Origin of the sequence: Gordonia sp. NPDC127522, assembly GCF_042672305.1 — a bacterium.
GTDB lineage: Bacteria > Actinomycetota > Actinomycetes > Mycobacteriales > Mycobacteriaceae > Gordonia > Gordonia hongkongensis.
This window is the reverse complement of sequence record NZ_JBHXVK010000004.1, coordinates 188,633-207,621: the sequence shown is the minus strand read 5'-3', so window position 1 is coordinate 207,621 and position 18,989 is coordinate 188,633. Positions and strand designations below refer to the sequence as shown.

Annotated in this window: 19 protein-coding genes; 4 read left to right on the top strand and 15 right to left on the bottom strand. The window is 69.4% G+C overall.

Annotated features, from left to right (window positions below; all coding sequences use genetic code 11):
• The first annotated feature begins 191 nt into the window (after positions 1-191).
• The 3 genes from ACFVHY_RS11320 (at position 192) to ACFVHY_RS11310 (ending at position 2,617) form a co-directional block, all read left to right on the top strand.
• Positions 192-1,730 carry a M28 family peptidase gene (locus ACFVHY_RS11320; protein ID WP_390271766.1) on the top strand — a complete coding sequence of 513 codons (1,539 nt, stop codon included), beginning with the start codon at positions 192-194 and terminating at the stop codon, positions 1,728-1,730.
• Between the two features lie 87 nt (positions 1,731-1,817).
• Positions 1,818-2,192, top strand: a complete 375-nt coding sequence (locus ACFVHY_RS11315) for a helix-turn-helix transcriptional regulator (protein ID WP_058252073.1) — start codon at positions 1,818-1,820, stop codon at positions 2,190-2,192.
• Positions 2,189-2,617 (top strand): Fur family transcriptional regulator, encoded by a 429-nt coding sequence (locus ACFVHY_RS11310; RefSeq protein WP_211540201.1) that lies wholly within the window; start codon positions 2,189-2,191, stop codon positions 2,615-2,617. Before ACFVHY_RS11315 ends, ACFVHY_RS11310 begins: the two co-directional genes overlap by 4 nt.
• Before the next feature lie 296 nt (positions 2,618-2,913).
• Here ACFVHY_RS11310 and ACFVHY_RS11305 read toward each other — a convergent pair whose 3' ends face one another.
• From ACFVHY_RS11305 to hrcA, 14 genes are all read right to left on the bottom strand, one after another.
• Positions 2,914-3,327, bottom strand: coding sequence for a hypothetical protein (locus ACFVHY_RS11305; RefSeq protein WP_390271764.1), 414 nt, complete (start codon positions 3,325-3,327; stop codon positions 2,914-2,916).
• Positions 3,324-4,145 carry an isoprenyl transferase gene (locus ACFVHY_RS11300; protein WP_390271762.1) on the bottom strand — a complete coding sequence of 274 codons (822 nt, stop codon included), beginning with the start codon at positions 4,143-4,145 and terminating at the stop codon, positions 3,324-3,326. Before ACFVHY_RS11300 ends, ACFVHY_RS11305 begins: the two co-directional genes overlap by 4 nt.
• Positions 4,126-4,929, bottom strand: coding sequence for a DNA repair protein RecO (recO, locus tag ACFVHY_RS11295; RefSeq protein ID WP_055475472.1), 804 nt, complete (start codon positions 4,927-4,929; stop codon positions 4,126-4,128). Before recO ends, ACFVHY_RS11300 begins: the two co-directional genes overlap by 20 nt.
• 54 nt (positions 4,930-4,983) lie before the next feature.
• The gene (locus ACFVHY_RS11290) at positions 4,984-6,843 is read right to left on the bottom strand and encodes a pyruvate kinase (protein ID WP_390271760.1); all 1,860 of its coding nucleotides are present in this window, start codon (positions 6,841-6,843) and stop codon (positions 4,984-4,986) included.
• A 55-nt stretch (positions 6,844-6,898) separates the two neighbouring features.
• Complete coding sequence (locus ACFVHY_RS11285) at positions 6,899-8,311, bottom strand: YhgE/Pip domain-containing protein (RefSeq protein ID WP_390271758.1); 1,413 nt, start codon at positions 8,309-8,311, stop codon at positions 6,899-6,901.
• Positions 8,312-8,368: 57 nt separating this feature from the next.
• The gene (gene era / locus ACFVHY_RS11280) at positions 8,369-9,280 is read right to left on the bottom strand and encodes a GTPase Era (protein WP_165629857.1); all 912 of its coding nucleotides are present in this window, start codon (positions 9,278-9,280) and stop codon (positions 8,369-8,371) included.
• Entirely contained in the window at positions 9,273-9,617 is a 345-nt protein-coding gene (locus ACFVHY_RS11275; protein WP_390271756.1) for a cytidine deaminase, read from the bottom strand. Before ACFVHY_RS11275 ends, era begins: the two co-directional genes overlap by 8 nt.
• The gene (locus ACFVHY_RS11270; protein WP_390271754.1) at positions 9,614-11,041 is read right to left on the bottom strand and encodes a hemolysin family protein; all 1,428 of its coding nucleotides are present in this window, start codon (positions 11,039-11,041) and stop codon (positions 9,614-9,616) included. The genes ACFVHY_RS11275 and ACFVHY_RS11270 overlap by 4 nt, the downstream gene beginning before the upstream one ends.
• Positions 11,038-11,625, bottom strand: a complete 588-nt coding sequence (gene ybeY / locus ACFVHY_RS11265) for an rRNA maturation RNase YbeY (protein ID WP_269554561.1) — start codon at positions 11,623-11,625, stop codon at positions 11,038-11,040. The genes ACFVHY_RS11270 and ybeY overlap by 4 nt, the downstream gene beginning before the upstream one ends.
• Entirely contained in the window at positions 11,622-12,704 is a 1,083-nt protein-coding gene (locus tag ACFVHY_RS11260; RefSeq protein ID WP_068971662.1) for a PhoH family protein, read from the bottom strand. The genes ybeY and ACFVHY_RS11260 overlap by 4 nt, the downstream gene beginning before the upstream one ends.
• 139 nt (positions 12,705-12,843) lie before the next feature.
• Positions 12,844-13,623 carry an alpha/beta hydrolase family protein gene (locus tag ACFVHY_RS11255; protein ID WP_390271751.1) on the bottom strand — a complete coding sequence of 260 codons (780 nt, stop codon included), beginning with the start codon at positions 13,621-13,623 and terminating at the stop codon, positions 12,844-12,846.
• Positions 13,620-14,369, bottom strand: a complete 750-nt coding sequence (locus ACFVHY_RS11250) for a 16S rRNA (uracil(1498)-N(3))-methyltransferase (protein ID WP_390271749.1) — start codon at positions 14,367-14,369, stop codon at positions 13,620-13,622. The genes ACFVHY_RS11255 and ACFVHY_RS11250 overlap by 4 nt, the downstream gene beginning before the upstream one ends.
• 63 nt (positions 14,370-14,432) lie before the next feature.
• Complete coding sequence (gene dnaJ, locus ACFVHY_RS11245) at positions 14,433-15,599, bottom strand: molecular chaperone DnaJ (RefSeq protein ID WP_390271747.1); 1,167 nt, start codon at positions 15,597-15,599, stop codon at positions 14,433-14,435.
• 166 nt (positions 15,600-15,765) lie between these two features.
• Complete coding sequence (gene hrcA / locus ACFVHY_RS11240; RefSeq protein WP_055475525.1) at positions 15,766-16,800, bottom strand: heat-inducible transcriptional repressor HrcA; 1,035 nt, start codon at positions 16,798-16,800, stop codon at positions 15,766-15,768.
• Between the two features lie 162 nt (positions 16,801-16,962).
• On the opposite strand from hrcA, the gene ACFVHY_RS11235 reads away from it, so the two are divergent.
• A complete protein-coding gene (locus ACFVHY_RS11235) occupies positions 16,963-17,421 on the top strand; it encodes a type II toxin-antitoxin system VapB family antitoxin (RefSeq protein WP_390271745.1) in 459 nt (152 codons plus the stop codon).
• Positions 17,422-17,440: 19 nt separating this feature from the next.
• Here the strand turns inward: ACFVHY_RS11235 and hemW are convergent, their stop codons facing one another.
• Positions 17,441-18,640, bottom strand: coding sequence for a radical SAM family heme chaperone HemW (hemW, locus tag ACFVHY_RS11230; RefSeq protein WP_390271743.1), 1,200 nt, complete (start codon positions 18,638-18,640; stop codon positions 17,441-17,443).
• Positions 18,641-18,989: the final 349 nt, after the last annotated feature.

Sequence of the window (18,989 nt, the reverse complement as noted above, 5' to 3'; positions counted from 1 at the left end):
TTAACTGCTCTCCACGGGTTGAGGTGTTCGGCTGGGACGGTCGTGCTGACGCTCGGTGCTCGACGTGCATCCACCAGATGCGGGCGGCAACCCGTACAGACTACCGAGCACATGTGCCGTTTCCCGAAACCACCGGCAACGGTGCACCCGTCGGACCCACATGCACGGACGGGAACTGCGAGAGTGGCAGGGTGATCGTTCGCATACGACGACGCGTCGGCGTCCCCCCATCAGCCCGTGGCCGTCGGCCGGTCCTCGCCTCGGCCGGCCTCGCACTGACACTCGCACTGGCCGTGGGGTGCGCGGCCGAGCAGGCCGCCGAGCCCCAGCGACCCTCGTCGGCGCCGGTGTCGACGCCCTCTCCCGAGCCACCGATCGACGAGGTCACCCCGGCCGCGCTGGCCAAGGCCGTCACCCTCGACAACGTGATGGCGCACGTTCGCGCACTGGCCCAGATCGCCGCCAACCACGGCGGCAACCGCGCGGCCGGCACACCCGGGTACGACGCCTCGCTCGACTACGTCGCCGGGCTCCTCCGCACGGCGGGCTTCGACGTGACGACGCCGCCCGTCGAGTACGAGCGCTTCGAAGCCGGTCCGGTCAGCCTCACCGCCGACGGCCTGAAGGTCGCCACCCGCGTCGTCGAGTATTCGGCCGGAACCGGCGACACCCCGGTCACCGGGGCCCCGGTCGCCGTCAACGGCCTCGGCTGCGCGAGCACCGACTTTCCGGCCACGACGCGTGGTGCGATCGCCGTCATCACCCGAGGTACCTGCACCTTCGCCGACAAGGCACGGAACGCGGAGGCGGCCGGCGCGGTCGGGGTCGTCATGGTCAACAACGAACCCGGCCCGCTCACCGGCGCCACCCTGGGGCCGGACGACCGGCCGGGGATCCCGGTCCTCGGCATCGCGGGCGACGACGCCGATCGGGTGCGGTCGGCGCGATCGGTCGCGCTTGCGGTCGAGGCGAAGACCACCGGCATCACCACGCGAAACCTGATCGCCGAGACCCGGACGGGCACCGGCGACGACGTCGTCATGGCCGGCGCACACCTCGACAGTGTCGCCGAGGGACCCGGCATGAACGACAACGCCAGCGGCTCCGCGGCCGTGCTCGAGACGGCTCTGCGACTCGGGTCGTCGCCGCGGGTCCCGCACCGCGTGCGATTCGCGTTCTGGGGCGCGGAGGAGGACGGGCTCGTGGGTTCCACCGAGTACGTCCGGGGACTCGACCCGGCCGCACGTACGGCGGTGGCCCTCTACCTGAACTTCGACATGCTCGCCTCACCCAACGGCGGGTACTTCACCTACGACGGCGACGACTCCGAGCGTCAGGGAGCCGGCCCCGGCCCGGACGGCTCCGGGGGCATCGAGCGGACCTTCGAGAAGTTCTACGCCGATCGCGGCATCCCCCTCGCCCCCGACGACTTCGACGGCCGTTCCGACTACGGCCCGTTCATCGCGGTGGGCATCCCCTCCGGCGGGGTGTTCACCGGCGCGGAAACCGAGAAGAACGAAGCGCAGGCGGAAATGTGGGGCGGCCGGGCCGGAGAACCCTTCGACCCCGACTATCACACCGCGCGCGACACCCTCGACAACCTGAACACCGACCTGCTGGCCGTCAACTCGGCTGCGGTCGCGTCTGCGGTCGCGACCTACGCGTTGTCGACCGCGGGTGCGGACGGGGTCCCGCCGCCGGCCGAGCGCCGACGTGCAGACGAGGGCTGACCAGCGGCGACACCGGTGGCACGGATTGAAAACCATTTCCGATAGAATGGCCGGATCATTGGCGCGAGCCAGGCGAGGAGGAGCGTGATGTCGACGCAACCGTTGGACGGGCCCGGACCGATCGAAGCGGCCGATGCCGCGGCGCGGGAAGCCGCCGCCGACCTCCTGCGCGCCCTCGCCTCCCCCACTCGCGTCGCCATCGTCCTGTCCCTGCGGGAGCGGGTGCAGTGCGTCCACGAACTCGTCGGGCACCTGGGCTTGAGTCAGCCACTGGTCAGCCAGCACCTGCGCGTGCTCAAGGACGCCGGTGTGGTGCGGGGCCAGCGCAACGGTCGTGAGATCACCTACGAACTCCTCGACGACCACGTCGCGCACATCGTCGGCGATGCGCTGATCCACGCGAACGAGACCACCGACGGCCGCGCCGTGCCGTCCGATGCGTCCCGGGTGGTGAACGAATGAGTGGCGTCGCATCGGGCCCGCAGCCGGTCACCGGCATCCGGTCGACGCGCCAACGCGCTGCGATCGCCGACGCCCTGGCCGGCACCGAGGACTTCTGCTCCGCGCAGGAACTGCACGAGATCCTCAAGGCCCGGGGCGAATCCATCGGCCTGACGACGGTGTACCGCAATCTGCAGGCGCTGAGTCAGGCCGGCCAGATCGATGTCCTGTGGGACGGTTCCGGTGAGACCCGATACCGCCACTGCTCGTCGGGACACCACCACCATCTCGTGTGCCGGGAGTGCGGCACCACCGTCGAGGTCCAGGCCGAACCGGTCGAACGCTGGGCCGCGAAGATCGCCGCCCAGCACGGCTTCACCGACATCAACCACACCGTCGAGGTCTTCGGGCGCTGCGGGGACTGCCGGACCGCCGAGAACGACTGAGCTTTCAGCGGTCTCTAATCCGAAAGAACCGCACACCCACTGTTCCCTGAGGAGCGAGCTCGCGAGCCCCTCCGCCCCCTGAGGAGCGAGCTTCCGAGCCCCTCCGCCCCCTGAGGAGCGAGCTTGCGAGCGTCACGAAGGGTCCTGGTGAGACGCGTGGCAGACCCTTCGTGACGCGCCCTCCGCAAGCTCCGAGCGCTCCTCAGGGAGCAGGGGGTGGCCGCGCCCTCCGCAAGCTCCGAGCGCTCCTCAGGGAGCAGGGGGTGGCCGCGCCCTCCGCAAGCTCCGAGCGCTCCTCAGGGAGCGGGGGTCGGGCCCACCAGCCGTTCGGCGGCGTCGACACCGGCGGCGAGCACGATGTGCAAGACCGTCAGCAGCGGGATGTCCTCGAGATGTGAAGCCGGAAACGTGTAGTACTGCAACACATCTGTGGTGACCCCGGCGAGATCGGAGCGTCGGAGGCTGCCGAAGCTGAGCTGGGCGGCGCACGCCTCGACGTCATCCCGGAGTGTCGGGGTGTTGGGCAGGTCCATCGCGACCATCTGCGTCAAGGCCAGCACGTCGAGGCCGTCGGCAAGCGTGAGTACGCGGATCGACGCGCGGGTCGGACCGACCTGCACCACCAGCGAATCGGCATCAGGACGGTCGACAGGCCCGAGTTCGGCGACGATCGCCGCGGTCCGGTCGAGCAACTCGGCGGCCTCGCTCACGACGGCTTCACCCCGCCGAAACGCCGGTCGCGCGAAGCGTATTCGAGGCAGGCGGCCCACAGGTCCCGACGGTCGAAGTCCGGGAAGAGTTTCTCCTGGTAGACCATCTCCGCGTACGCGGACTGCCACAGCAGGAAGTTCGAGATCCGCTGCTCCCCCGACGGACGCAGGAACAGGTCGACGTCGGGCATGTCCGGCTCGTCGAGGTACCGCGCGAACGTCGACTCCGAGATCCGCTCAGGATCGATCTCGCCTCGCGCGGCGCGCCGTGCGATCTCCCGTGCGGCGTCGGCGATCTCGGCACGACCGCCGTAATTCACGCACATCGTGAGCGTCATGACGGTGTTGTCCCGGGTCATCTCCTCGGCGATCTCGAGTTCCCGGATCACGCTGCGCCACAACCGGGGTCGGCGTCCGGCCCAGCGCACCCGGACGCCCATCTCGTGCATCTCATCGCGTCGACGGCGGATGACGTCGCGGTTGAAGCCCATGAGGAACTTCACCTCGTCGGGGCTGCGCGACCAGTTCTCGGTGGAGAACGCATAGGCGGAGAGCCAGCCGACCCCCAATTCGATACAGCCGCAGACGGTGTCCATCAACACGGCCTCACCGCGCTTGTGCCCCTCGGTGCGCGGGAGCCCGCGATCGGTGGCCCAGCGCCCGTTCCCGTCCATCACCAGCGCCACGTGCTTGGGCACGAACTCCGCGGGGATCGCCGGGGGCCGGGCACCGCTCGGATGCGGATCGGGGGGACGGACATCCGTCCGGGGGCTCGCGACCTTGCGTCCCTTCGCCGAACTACCCGGCCGCAACGCCATCGTCGACCCTCCTCACGCCCGTGTCCACACCCGTCTCCATCAGCCTATGAGGGGCGGTGCGTTCGATCAGCGGCAGGGTTCGGAGCTGGCGTTCCAGATGCCACTGCAGATGCGCGGCGGTGAGTCCGCTGGCCTGTCGACGCAGCGACGGCGTGGCGTCGACGACCTCATCCCACCGACCGCGGAACAGGGCCTCCATGAGGTCGAGCACGCCGGGCGAGGGGGTCGCCGATCCGGGTGGCCGGCACGGCAGACAGACGGCGCCGCCGGCGGCGACGTGGAAAGCGCGGTGGGGGCCGGGTGTCGCGCACCGCGCGCACTCCTCGAGCGCCGGCATCCAGCCCGCGCTGTACATCGCGCGCAGCAGGTAGGCGTCGAGGATCAGCTCACGCGGCCGGCGGTCGTCGGCCAGCGCGGCCAGCGCCCCGACCGTCAGCCGGTGCAACTGACGAGTAGGCGCTCGTTCCTCACCCGCGAGTCGTTCCGCGGTCTCGAGGACCGCACAGGCCGTGGTGTAGCGCCCGTAGTCGGCGACGATGGCGTCGGCGAAGGCGTGCAGGCTGTGTACCTGGGTGACCACGTCGAGGCTGCGGCCGGGATACAGATGTACGTCGATGTGGGCGAAGGGTTCGAGCCGGGCGCCGAACTTCGACCGCGTCCGCCGCACGCCCTTCGCGACCGCGCGCACGAGACCGTGTTCGGCGGTGAGCAGCGTGATGATGCGGTCGGCTTCGCCCAGCTTGTGCTGGCGCAGCACGACGGCCTCATCCCGGTAGAACCTCACCGGGACATTCTCCCATCGGGTACCGACACGACGTGTCCCGACATGCCCGCCGGCCTACCCCGGATCGATGTCGAACGAGGTCAGCGGCCGCAGCAGCGAGCGCTTCTTCTCGACGTGACCACCCATCCGATCGAGGATCGACGTCAACGCCTCGATGGCCTCGACGATGTAGGGCCCCTTGTTCAGCATCACGCCCTCCGCACGCCGGCTCATCGCGGCGTCGGTGACCTCGGCCCGGGACGGCACGCCCTTCTTGGCCAGTCCGTCGAGCACCTGTGTCGCCCAGATGACGGGGACATGCGCGGCCTCGCACAGCCAGAGGATCTCCTCCTGCACTTCGGCGAGCCGGCCGAACCCGACCTCGACGGCCAGGTCGCCGCGAGCGATCATGACCCCGACCGCGTCCCAGCGCATCGCCTCGAGCAGCATCTGCGGGAGCGACTCGAACGCCGCCCGGGTCTCGATCTTCAGCACGATGCCCACATCGGACGCACCGCGACGGTTCAGTTCGTCGATGAGGTCGGCCACGTCCTCCGGCGACCGGACGAACGAGCAGTTCACCATGTCGGCATGTGCCGCGACGAACTCTAGGTCATAGCGGTCCGACGCGGTGAGCGCCGGGATGTGCAGTGTCGTGTCCGGGAGGTTGATGCCCTTCTCGGCGCGAAGTTTCGTCCCGCCCGGCGCGGCACGCTCGACGTCGACCACGATCTCGTCGTCGAGCTTCTCCCGCACTCGCCCGGCGATCTTGCCGTCGTCGAACAACACCCGATGGCCCGCCTCGACGTCGTCGAAGGCGTCCCCGAGCTCACATCCGATCCGATGCGGCCCGGTCCGGGTCGCCGGTGTCGGCGTGAGGTCGCGCTGTAGCCGGATCTCGTCACCGGTGCGCACGAGCAGATGCTGACGCTTCTCGGGCAGATCGTCGACGACGATCGGGGCGGCGTCGGCAGAGCCCGACAACCCGATCGTCGTACCCGTCTCGTAGTAGACGGTGCGATCGCATTCGACGTCGATCCCCGCCTCGGACACCGCGACCACCTCGAGTCGCCGTCGGCGACCACGAGCGTCCCGTAGGCGCAAGCGGTCTCCCTGCGCGACGTCGGCGAGAGCGCGGACCGGGATGACCCCGTCGATGCCCTCGGGCAGGCGTGCGCCGGGATCGAACGGTGCGGCACTGAGCCGCACCCGCGACCGCCGTTCGACGGTGCCATCGTCAGCGCGGACCGGTTTGACCTTGATCACCTTAGGTCCCGGTTCGAGTGGGCCGGTGCGCAACTTCGGACCGGCGAGATCCATGGCCACCCGCACCCGGCCGGGTAGAGCACGCACCGACTCGATCATCCGCGCCCATTCGGCCGGGCCGTCGTGTGCGCAGTTCACCCGCGCGACGTCCATCCCGGCGGCACCCATGGCACGGACGAGGTCGGGGTCGTCGGCGGCCTGGGTCGGCATCGTGACCATCACACGGGTGGCCCGCTCGCCGTGCTCGTCATCGGGTCCGTCGGCGGTGGCGTCATCGCCACCGCCGGGATGCACCCGCCCGAGGAGCCGGTCGCGATTGCGCGTCAGGGTCCGCACCCCACCCGCGAGGTCACCCCAGATCGGATGCCGGGTGCGCCCCTCGGCCAGGGCGTCCACCGTCTCGATGACCGTCTCGATCCACGAATAGACGATCGACTCCATCCGGCCGAGACTCGACAGTCCGTGCGCGGACATCGACTCCTGCAGCGGACGCAGATCGCGGCGTCGCACCGTGACGTAATGCACCAGGTTGCGGGCGCTGTCCCGGTGCTGGTCGGCGACCGCGGCGATGAGCGATTCGGCCTGCTCCTCGGCGCGGTCGAGGTCGTCGCGCAGTTCGTGCAGGGCCGAGGACAATTCGGGGATCGACATGACGACGGGGGTACCCATCCGGCCACCGTGTCAGACCCAGGTGAACGGCCGGGGCGAGGCGGCGCCGCCCGCGTCAGCCGGCGTTGACGATCTTGTCCAGCTTCGGCGGCAGCGTCATCCCACCCGGATATCGGTGCCAGCCCCTGCGGTCGTAGAACTTAGTGCCGAGCAGACCGAGGAGCACGCCGACGAGCAAGCCGATGAAGCACTGGATGATCGACCGGCCCAACCCCGCCGACAGGTCGGCGTCGAAGTACAGGACCGCACGCACACCGAGGTAGATCACGTGCATCGGCTCGATCGCGGCGATCCACTCGAAGAGGCGCGGACTCGCCTCCAGCGGGAGCGTCCCGCCCGACGACGGCAGGCCGAACACCACGAAGAAGAGCAGATTGAACAGCAGACCGGGGTTGCCGAACACCGCCATCATCGCGCTCGCGCTCACGCCGACGGCGAAGATGCCCAGCACCGAGAGCATCCAGAGCACGAAGCCGTTCGGGATCGACGTCCCGACCATCGCGCCGACGGCGATGAACAGGGTCGAGAGCACCACCGCGACCAGGAACATGATCGTCCACTTCGCCGCGAGCGTCGCCCACCGGCTGATCGCGAGCCGCTCGCGCAGCTGATAGAACGGCCCGTACTCGATGGGGGTCTGGCCGAGCATCCCGTCGACCACGATGCTGACCATCATCGCCCCGGTGAAGCCGGCGAGGACGAGCAGCAGGGTCAGATAGAACGCCGACAATCCGTTGCCCGCACCCTCGGGAAGCGGGGTCGGCTCGGACACCTCGACGGCCACCGGGGTTGCGAGCGCGAGCTGCGCCGCCCCGGTGAAGGTGATGTCGTTGCGATCGAGCTGGGTGCGGACCTGTTCGGTCAGCTGCGCGCCCACCTGCTCGTTGACGCGCGTACGCACCTGGTCGGCGAGGGTGGTGGTGATCGACGACGCGAACGCCCCTGAGCCCCGGTTGATGAAGATGTCGATGGTCGGTTTCGCCGGTTCGGCGGTGAGGACCGTCGACCGGCCCAGTGCGACAGCCCGATTCGTGAAATTGGACCCGACGACGATGACGCCGTACACCTTGCCGCTGTTGAGTTCGGACAGCGCGGTCGAGCGATCCGTGCGGGTCACCACGATCCCGTTCTGCGCCGCCGAGGAGATGATGCCCTCGGCGACCTGATCGCCGAAGTTCTGCGGCGTGGACTGTCCGTCGGCGTTCTGCACCTCACCGCCCGCGTCCTCCTGCACCAGGGCGACGGGGAAGTCGTGGAGGTGGCGTTGCGGGTCGACGACCGCGGCCATGTACAGCGCGGCCATCAGCGAGAACATCACCGCGACCAACGCGAGTGGGGCGAGCCAGAAACGCGGCGATCTGAGGACGCCGGCGATCGTGCGACCGGTCGGCTGGTCGGTGTCGGGCGCCTCATGCGCTCCGCGGCCGGAATCGTCCCCCGGCTGTTGCGGCGATTCGTGCGTTCCCATCGGCGTACCTCCCCGCAGGCGGCCTCCGTCGGCGGCGAAGCCGGCAGTTCTGCGTTGCTAAAAACCCAATCGACGCAACTGCTTGGGGTCGCGTTGCCAGTCCTTGGCGACCTTCACGTGCAGATCCAGGTACACCTTGGTGCCCAGCAGCCGCTCGATCTGTGCGCGGGCAACTGTACCGACCTCTTTCAGACGCGCGCCCTTGCGGCCGATGATGATGCCCTTCTGGCTGTCGCGTTCGACGAACAGCACGGCGTGGACGTCGACCATCGGCGGTAGGTCGGGGTCGCGGTCCTCACGATCGATGACCTCCTCGATGACGACGGCCAGCGAGTGCGGTAACTCGTCGTGCACCCCCTCGAGCGCGGCCTCGCGGATGAACTCCGCCATCAGCACCTGTTCGGGTTCGTCGGTGAGTTCGCCGTCCGGGTAGAACGCGGGGCCTTCCTCCATGAGGCTCACGAGCACGTCGGACAGCACGTCGAGCTGCTTGCCCGACTTCGCCGACACCGGAACCACTTCCGAGTCCGGCCCGAGTACCTCCGACAGCGCGAGCAGCTGTTTGGCCACCTGCTCCGGACCGACCCGGTCGATCTTGGTGACCACCCCGACGATCGTCGTGCGCGGCGCCATCTCGCGGACCTGGGAGATGATCCACCGGTCACCCGGACCGATGGCCTCGTCGGCCGGTATGCAGACTCCGATCACGTCGACCTCGGAGTAGGTGTCGCGGACGAGGTCGTTCAGGCGCTGACCCAGCAGGGTGCGCGGTCGGTGCAGGCCCGGGGTGTCGACGAGGATCAGCTGTGCGTCGGGCCGGTTGACGATCCCGCGGATGGTGTGGCGGGTGGTCTGCGGACGATTCGAGGTGATCGCGATCTTCTCCCCGACCAGGGCATTGGTGAGCGTGGACTTGCCGGTGTTGGGCCGGCCCACGAAACAGACGAAGCCCGAACGGAACTCAGGCATCCGCGCGCCCCACCCGCTGCTGAGGGCGACCCGCGGTGTCGGTGAGAACCGCGTACGCCCCCGGGCTCAGCTCGTGCAGGGTGTCCAGGCCCGGGTCGTCGGCGTCACCGTTGACGACGACCGCTGCCTCGAAGGAGCGGGCGCCGCTCGAGATCGCCGACGCCACCGCGACCTGGAGTCCGGTGAGGGTCAGCGAGCGGGTCCGCACGTCGGCCCCGGCGTAGGTGCGACCGTCGCCGTCCCGGACCGCCGCGCCCGAGGGCGACTCGGCGCGAGCCAGCGCACCTCGAGCGAGCACCACGAGCTTGCGATCCTCGTCGGAGAGGGTCTCGGTCACTGGTTCATCCTTGCTCTCGACTCGCCTGCGCGCTCCTGGCCGGCGGTGTCCGTGTCCTGGTCGTCGTCGTGCGCGTTCCCCGTGGTGCGATCGGCACGTCCCTGCGATCGACTCGACTGCCCACCGTGCTCGGCCCGTCGGGAATCCTCGTCCGGGTCGGGGACCCGGGTGACCAGCACCGTGATGATGCGTTGGCGCCCTTGGCGATTGGGACCACCCTCGGCCACCAGCTGCAGCCCGTGCGACTCGACCCGGGCGCCGGGCAGTGGCACGCGCCCCAGTTCCAGACCGACGAGTCCGCCGACCGTCTCGACCTCTTCCTCGGCGATCTCGACACCGAACAGCTCGCCGAGATCCTCCACCGGCAGTCGTGCCGACACCCGGTACGACCCGTCGCCGAGGTCTTCGACAGGTGCGAGTTCGTCGATGTCGTACTCGTCGGTGATCTCGCCGACGATCTCCTCCAGCACGTCCTCGATGGTCACCAGCCCGGCGATGCCGCCGTACTCGTCGACGAGCATCGCCATGTGGTTGCGCTCGCGCTGCATGTCGGCGAGGACCCGGTCCAGTGGCTTGGAGTCGGGGATGAACTCGGCCTCGCGCATCACGTCGACCACGCGGAGGGTCGTGGGGTCGATCCGCTGGGCGACCGTGCGCGCCACCAGATCCTTGAGGTACACGATGCCCAGGACGTCGTCGGTGTTCTCCCCGATCACCGGGATCCGCGAATGTCCGGACCGCGTCGCGAGATTCGTGGCCTGCAGCGCGGTCTTGTCGGCTTCGATCCACACCATCTCCGGGCGCGGGACCATCACCTCGCGGGCACTGGTGTCGCCGAGGTCGAAGACCGACTGGATCATCCGGCGCTCGTCGGCCGCGACGACGCCCGAGGCCTCGGCCAGGTCGACGACCTCGCGCAACTCGACCTCGGTGGCGAACGGACCGTTGCGGAACCCGCGACCCGGGGTGAGGGCGTTGCCGATCAGGATCAGCAGCCGGGTCAGCGGTTTGAGCAGCACGCCGAGCGCGAACAACAGGTACGACGACGACAACGCGATCGTGTACGCGTGCTGCCGGCCGAGCGTGCGGGGGCCGACTCCGACGGCGACGTACGAGACGACCGTCATGGCGGCGATGGCCACCGCCAGTCCCCCGCCGACGCCGATCAGCTGCGTCGCGGCGACCGCGACAAGCGCGACGGCCGCGGTCTCGCACACGACTCGGAGCAGCACCACGAGGCCGACATAGGTCGCACGCGCCTCGAGGATGCCCGCCAGGCGGCGCGCACCGGCGCGCCCTTCCCGGACCATGTCGTCGACCCGGGCGTTCGACACCGTCGACACCGCGGTGTCGACGGCCGCGAAGACGCCGCCCACCACGATCAACACGACTGCCGCCACGATGAACCAGTAGTCGGAGGTCACCCTCGGTCCTCCTCGGACCGCGCCGGCGCACCGGGGGTCGGTGAATCGCCCTCGGCTCCGGTGAACCCGATGTTGGACAGCAGCCGGGAATCGCGGTCGGTCTGTCGTTGCTCCTGGGCGCGACGGTGACGTTCGGCGTAGAACGCGTCGAGGATGCGGTTCTGCAGTCCGAACATCTCGCGCTCCTCCTCCGGCTCGGCATGGTCGTAGCCGAGCAGGTGGAGCACTCCGTGGATGGTCAGCATGGCGAGCTCGTGTTCGAAGGACCGCTTCGCCTCGCGCGCCTGTTTCCGGGCGAAGTCCGGGCACAGCACGATGTCCCCGAGGATCGCCGGGCCCGGGTCGGTCGCATCCGGCCGGCCGCCGGGCACCAGTTCGTCCATCGGAAAACTCATGACATCGGTCGGACCGGGCAGGTCCATCCACTGGACGTGCATGTCGGCCATGGTGTCCTCGTCGACGCACAGCACCGACAGCAATGCGGCCGGGTTCACGTCCATCGCGGTGACCGCGAAACGCGCGGCGTCGATGATCAACTCGGCCGGGACCTCGACCCCGGATTCGTTGGCCAGTTCGATGCTCATGAGCGACGGCCCTGCGCCGCTGCCCGGCGTGCGGCGCGATTGCCGCCGATGGCCGTGTTGGGCAGACCCCGCTGCGCCTCCTCGGCCCGCCCGTAGGCGTCGACGATGTCGGCGACCAGGCGGTGCCGGACCACGTCCTGGCTGGTGAGGCGGGCGAAGTGGATGTCGTCGATGCCCTCGAGGATCTCCGACGCGGCGAGGAGTCCGCTTCGGGCGCCGCCGGGCAGGTCCACCTGCGTGACGTCACCGGTGACGACGACCTTGGAACCGAAACCGAGGCGCGTGAGGAACATCTTCATCTGCTCGCTCGTGGTGTTCTGCGCCTCGTCGAGGATGATGAACGCGTCGTTGAGGGTGCGCCCGCGCATGTAGGCCAGCGGCGCGACCTCGATGACCCCGGCCGCCATCAGCTTCGGGATCGCGTCAGGGTCCATCATGTCGTGCAACGCGTCGTACAGCGGGCGCAGGTACGGGTCGATCTTCTCGCTCAGCGTGCCCGGCAGGAAGCCGAGGCGTTCGCCGGCCTCGACCGCCGGCCGCGTCAGGATGATGCGGTTGACCGACTTCGACTGCAGCGCCTGCACGGCCTTGGCCATCGCCAGGTAGGTCTTGCCGGTACCGGCCGGACCCAGACCGAACACGATGGTGTGGTTGTCGATCGCGTCGACATAGTGCTTCTGGTTGAGCGTCTTGGGCCGGATCGTCTTGCCGCGCCGCGACAGGATGTCCAGCGACAGCACATCGGCGGGCGATTCCTCGGTGCCGTCGGACAGCATCGAGACGCTGTGCCGGACGAGATCCGGTGTCAGCGGGGTCCCGCGGCCGACGAGGTCGACGAGTTCGGCGATGACGCGCTCGGACGCGGCTACCTCGGCGGGCTCACCGGTCAGCGTCACCTGGTTGCCGCGGACGTGGATGTCGGCGGGCAGGAGCTGCTCGAGGGTACGCAGGTTGACGTCACTCGCGCCGAGCAGCCCGAACACGACTCCGGGAGAGACTTCGACAGTGGATGTGACCCCAGACCGGCGCGGCTGCGTACGGCTGGATTGCCCGCTCTGGTCGGGGTTGTCGTCACTCACGTATGAAATCACTCCTGGTGTCCTGGTCCGGATGGATGGTCGGTTCTGGATGCGGCGCCCCCGGACGACGCGTGTCGCGGCGGCAGGGGTGTGGTCAGTGTATCGCGGTGCAACAGCCGATCAGCAGGCAATATTTCCGTCAGATCCCGAGCACGCGGATCGTCTGTCGCGTGCCGACGCTGCGCGGGTCGACGAAGGCGTCGTGCCCCTCACCGGGGACGACGATGAGTTCGGCGGACTGTCCGCGTGCGATCGCGGCGTCGACGTACCGTCGGCTGGACTCGACCGGGATCAGATCATCGGCGTCGCCGTGGATCGCGACGACGTGGGCGTCGACCACCGGCGCCAGCAATGGTGAGGCATCGGAGTAGCGGCGCGGCGACTCGCTGAACGGCCGGCCCATGAACGCCCGCACCGACTCCCGGTCCGCTGCGCCGACGGTGTCGAGCACGGCCGCCTGGGCGATCACGGTGGTGATGGTGGCCGTGGCGGTCCGGGCACCGAGCTGACCGACGGCCCAGACCGCGAGCTGACCGCCCGCGGAATGCCCGACGACCGCGGTCGAGGCGAAGTCGACCGCGTCGGGCGGGAGCAGGTCACGAACGGGACCGTCCAGGGCACCGAGCGCGTCGAGGACATCCCGGCCGGTGTTCGGCCATCCGCCGCCCTCTTCGCCCACCCGGCGGTACTCGATGTTCCACACCGCCGCCCCGCGCTCGGCGAGCATCCGAGCGATCGCGGTCTGCGTCGTCGACCCGAACTCGACGGACCAGGACCCGCCGTGGACGAGCACCACGAGCCGCGCCGGCGCCGCGGCGCCGAGCCCCTCGGAGGGCACGTACAGGTGCCCGAATTGGGAAGGCGCAGAGCCGTATTCGACTTTGGTCCGACGCACCGGACGGCGTCCGACGACACTCATCGGCCCCACCGGCGGGTGAGCACCCCGATCGCGCCGAGGGCCACTGCGGCGGCCGTCGACGTACGCAACACCTCGGGGCCGAGCACGACCGAGTGCGCACCGAGCGCGGTCAGGTCGGCGACCTCGCCGGCGTCGAGTCCGCCCTCGGGCCCGACCACGAGCAGGATCTCGGTGGCCTCGGCGAGGGGTAGCCGGGCCAGGGGTTGCGCGGCTTCCTCGTGCAGGACGGCGACGACCCCTCCCCGCGCCACGACGTCCGCGCAGCGGGCCCGGACGTCGATGGTGGTCGCGAGGTCGGTGATCTCCGGAATCCATGGTCGACGGCTCTGTTTGGCGGCTGCCGAGGCCGCGGCCCGCCATTTGGCGACGCCCTTGTCCGCCTTCCCCGTCCACCGCGACACGCACCGCAGCGCCTGCCACGGCACGATGACGTCGGCGCCGGCCTCGGTGGCGAGGTCGACCGCGAGCTCGGACCGCTCCGACTTGGGGAGCGCCTGTACCACGGTCACCTGCGGGGTCGGGCGAGCCTCGAACGCGAGGTCGTGGACGGTCGCCACCAATGTGTCCTTGGCGGTGATCTCCCGGATCTCGCAACCGCCGACCGAGCCGGCGCCGTCGCCGACGAGGATCCGTTCGCCGACGCCCAGCCGGGCGACGGTGACCGCGTGACGACCCTCGGCGCCGCTCAGGATGAGGTCAGCGCCGGGCGCGGGCACGGAGTCCGCCCAGAACAGCGGTGGACTCACCGCGCACCCGCCGTCCCGAACGCGCACATCCGCCGGGAGATCGCCGCCGCGGACAACAGGTGCCTACTTCCCGGCGAACGCGTTGCGCAGCCGCGAGAAGAGACCGCCGGGCGCCGCGGCCGCCGAGGTGTTGACGACCTCGATCTCGTCGGCGGCGATCTTGCGGTACTTCTTCAGTGCTTCGGTCTGCGCCGCATCGAGTCTGGTCGGTACGACGACGTCGAGGTGGACGTGCATGGTGCCGCGCACACCGGAACTGACGTGCGGCATGCCCTGCCCGCGCAGCTTCACGATCTGGCCCGGCTGCGTGCCAGGCGCGACCGTCACGGTGACCGGGTCGCCGAGAATCGTCTCCACCTCGAACTCGGCACCGAGCGCGGCGTCGGCCATCGGGACCTTGACGGTGCAGTGCAGGTCGTCCTTGTCGCGCAGGAACACCTCGTGCGGCCGTTCGGCGACCTCGACGTACAGATCGCCGGCGGGGCCGCCGCCGAGACCCACCTCACCCTGACCGGTGAGGCGGACACGCATGCCGTTCTCGATCCCGGCGGGGATGCGCACGGTCATCGTGCGTCGCGAGCGGTAGCGTCCGTCGCCGCCGCACTTGTGGCAGGGGTCGGGGATGACTTCGCCGACGCCGTGGCAGGTCGGGCACTCGCGCACGGTCATGACCTGCCCGAGGAAGGAGCGCTGCACCGACTGGATCTCCCCGGCGCCCTTACAGATGTCGCAGGTGACCGGCTTGCTGTCGCCGTTGGTGCCCGAGCCGGTACACACGTCGCAGAGGATCGCGGTGTCGACGGTGATCTCCTTGGCGACACCCTTGGCGCACTCGGCGAGATCCAGGGTCACGTTCACCAGCGCCGGCTCACCCGGCTGGACACGGGACTTGGGTCCGCGGCCCGAGCCGAAGCCCCCGCCACCGCCGCCGAAGGCACCGCCGTTGCCGAAGAACGCCTCGAAGACGTCCCCGAAGCCGCCACCACCACCGAAACCGCCGAAGCCGCCCGCACCGGCGCCGGCCAGCGGATCGCCGCCGGCGTCGACGATGCGACGCTTCTCCGGATCGGTCAACACCTCATAGGCGGTGCTGACCTCTTTGAACTCGTCTTCTTTGCCCGGGTTGACGTCGGGGTGCAGCTCCCGCGCCTTCTTGCGGTAGGCGCGCTTGAGCTCCTGATCACTGGCGCCCTTCGCCACTCCCAGGATTGCGTAGTAGTCACGTGCCACGGTTGTAGTGATCCTTCGGTCTCAGTTGGTGCCTGGCGGCGGGTGCTCTCACGATCGCGCGACGCGCGGGTGGACCGGCCGTCCCCACCGTCGTCCCGGCTCGGTGTCGCGAGCGGCCGCCGTCGACGCTGCGGTATGCCCGACAGCGATCATGGAAAAACAGCGATCATCGTTCGGCGAGCACCTCGCCGATGTACTTGGCAACGGCTGCCACCGAGGCGATGGTTCCCGGATAGTCCATCCGTGTGGGGCCGAGCACACCGACGCCGCCGAACACGGTTCCCGAAGCACCGTACCCTGTCGACACGACCGAGGTCCCACGCAGGTTCTCAGTCCGGGTCTCCTCGCCGATCTGCACCGTGACCTGGCCCATGTCCTGGGTCGTCGCCAAGATCTTGAGCACCACCACCTGCTCCTCGAGCGCCTCGAGAACGGTGTCCATCCCGCCGACGACGGGGGTGAAGTCGGCCGCCGACCGCGCGAGGTTCGACGTGCCGCCCAGCACCAGCCGGTCGTCACCGCGTTCGACGAGGGTCTCCACCAGCACGGTGGCGATGTTGAGGACCGCACCGCGCAGATCCTCGGGCGCGGAGTTGGCGAGCTCGGCGACCGCGGCCGACGCGGCTTCGAGCCGTTTGCCGTGCAGCGCGGCCGAGAACAGATCGCGCAACCGGGCGATCTCGTCCTCATCGTGGTCTTCGCTCAGCGCCACCATCCGCTGTTCGACCCGGCCGTTGTCGACGATGACGACCAGCAGCAGGCGCGACGGAGACAGGGTGACGACCTCGAGGTGACGCACGGTCGCCGCCGACAGGACCGGGTACTGGATGACCGCGACCTGTCTCGTCAGCTGGGCGAGGAGCCGCACCGAGCGCCGGAGCACGTCGTCGAGGTCGACGCCGGAGTCGAGCACCGAGAGGATCGCGCGGCGCTCGGCGGCCGACAGCGGCTTGATCTCGCTGATCCGGTCGACGAACATCCGGTAGCCCTTGTCGGTGGGCACCCGGCCGGAGCTGGTGTGCGGCTGGGTAATGTATCCCTCGGCCTCCAGGACCGCCATGTCGTTGCGGACGGTGGCACTCGACACCCCCAGCTGGTGTCGCTCCACGAGCGCCTTCGAACCGATCGGTTCCTGCGTGTCGACGTAGTCGGTCACGATCGCACGCAAGATCTCGAAGCGACGATCATCGGTGGTAGACACGCGGCACACCTCCTGACTCGGGTCCCTGCCATACAGTTGGGTGCGTTCCATAGTACGAAATGGGATCGCGATCACCGTGCCACGGCGTGGTGTCGCGCACTGACCGTCGACGCGTCGTCGCAGATCAGCAATCGTCGAGGCACGGGCGTCGGAGGAGTTCGCATGATCTTCAAGGGGGTGCGGGAGGGCAAGCCCTATCCCGACCACGGGCTGTCGACGCGCGGCTGGGCCAAGATCCCGCCGCGGCAACTCCGGCTCGACCAGCTGACGCCGATCACCAAGGTCCTCGCCCTGGACAAGCTCCTCAGCGAGGACTCCACCTTCTACGGCGACCTGTTCGCCCACGTCGTGCGGTGGGAGGGCGAGCTCTACCTGGAGGACGGACTGCATCGCGCGGTGCGGTCGGCGCTGCGAAACCGGCACATCATCCACGCGCGCACCCTCGACCTCGACGCCCTGGACCTGTCCGACGCGGCCAAACCCCTCGACGATCAACTCGAGGACACCGCCGAGATCCCGGCGCGTCGGCCCCCGACCACACCCGACGGCCCCGGTGCGCATCGGCGCGGTGCCCGATCGACGGGCTGGACGAGTCCGCCTCGCCCCGATCAGCGCTGGTAAACGGGCACCGGAACCCGCATCAGCCCCAGAGCACGCGGCGGATCACGCCGTCGGCCAGCAACCGACCCGCGTCGGTGAGCACATAGGCGTCGTCGGCCGCGGTGAGCAGTCCGTCGGCCCGGAGCTGTTCGGCATGCGCCGTCTCGGCGTCGTCGAGGAGATCGCGCGGCAGTCCGCTGCGGCACCGGGTGGTCAGCATGATGGCCTCGAGGTGTTGGTCCTCGGCGGTCAGCTGCTCCGCCGACGCGATCGGCAGGACCCCGTCCGCCAGCGACTTCGCGTAGCGTGCGGGGTGTTTGGCGTTCAGCCAGCGCACGCCGGCGACGTGGGAATGCGCCCCCGGACCGATGCCCCACCAGTCGTGGCTGTGCCAATAGGCGATGTTGTGACGACACACCGACTTCTCGCCGCGCGCCCAGTTCGACACCTCGTACCAGTCGAGTCCGTCCGCACGCAGACGACGATCGAGGATCTGATAGCGGTCGGCGAGGACGTCGTCGTCGGGTGCGGGCATCTCCCCGCGCCGGATGCGGCGGGCGAGTGCGGTGCCGTCCTCGACGATCAGCGCGTAGGCCGACACGTGGTCGACCCCGGCGTCGAGCACCGCGTCGACGGTGGCGTGCAGGTCGGCATCCGTCTCGCCGGGCGTGCCGTAGATCAGGTCGAGGTTGACGTGCTCGAAACCGGCCGCTCGTGCCTCCCTGGCGGCCGCAACCGCCCGACCCGGGGTGTGTGTGCGATCGAGCAGCCTGAGCACGTGTGCGGCGGCCGACTGCATGCCGAGCGAGATGCGGGTGAAACCGGCGGACCGGAGGTCATCGAAGAACTCCGGCGAGGTCGACTCCGGATTCGACTCGGTGGTGATCTCGACGTCGTCGGCCAGGTCGAAGTTCGCCCGCACCGCGTCGAGGAGGCGCGTGAGACCGGCACCTCCGAGGAGCGACGGGGTGCCGCCGCCGACGAAGATCGTCGAGACCGGCCGCGCCGGGGTCAGCATCCGCGACGCCGCGTCGAGTTCGCGGGCGACCGCGTGCTGCCACGATTCCGGCGACGACGACGAACCGAGTTCGCCCGCCGTGTAGGTGTTGAAGTCGCAGTACCCACACCGGGTCGCGCAGAACGGGACGTGCAGGTACAGCGCGAGAGGCACGTCCGCGTCGACGTCGCGGCACGCAGCGGCGACCAGGTCGGCTGCGATGGTGGTGGTGTCGACGTTCACCGTTCCATGATGCCGATCGCGGCGACGTGGGAGGAAATCGTCGCCCCGATCGGGAACAGCGCGGTCCTCGACGGCGTTGTGCGGCGCAGGCAGGGTGGAGCCCGGCCCGGTTTCCATCATCGTGATGGAAAATAACCCCAAGTAGACGAGCCGATAGGGAGCGTGGCACTATGGACCGCGTGATTTTCCCCGGGGTGTGGCTCGCAGCTCGCCGCCACATTGATCTCAAGCGCGTCAACAGCGCTTTCTGTCGCATCTAGCGACGTCTCGGCCCCGATTCGTCCCCGATTCCCGGGGATGCCGGCACGTTTCAGCCCGTAACTCGTGCAACGAACGCCGGCCCTGTGCG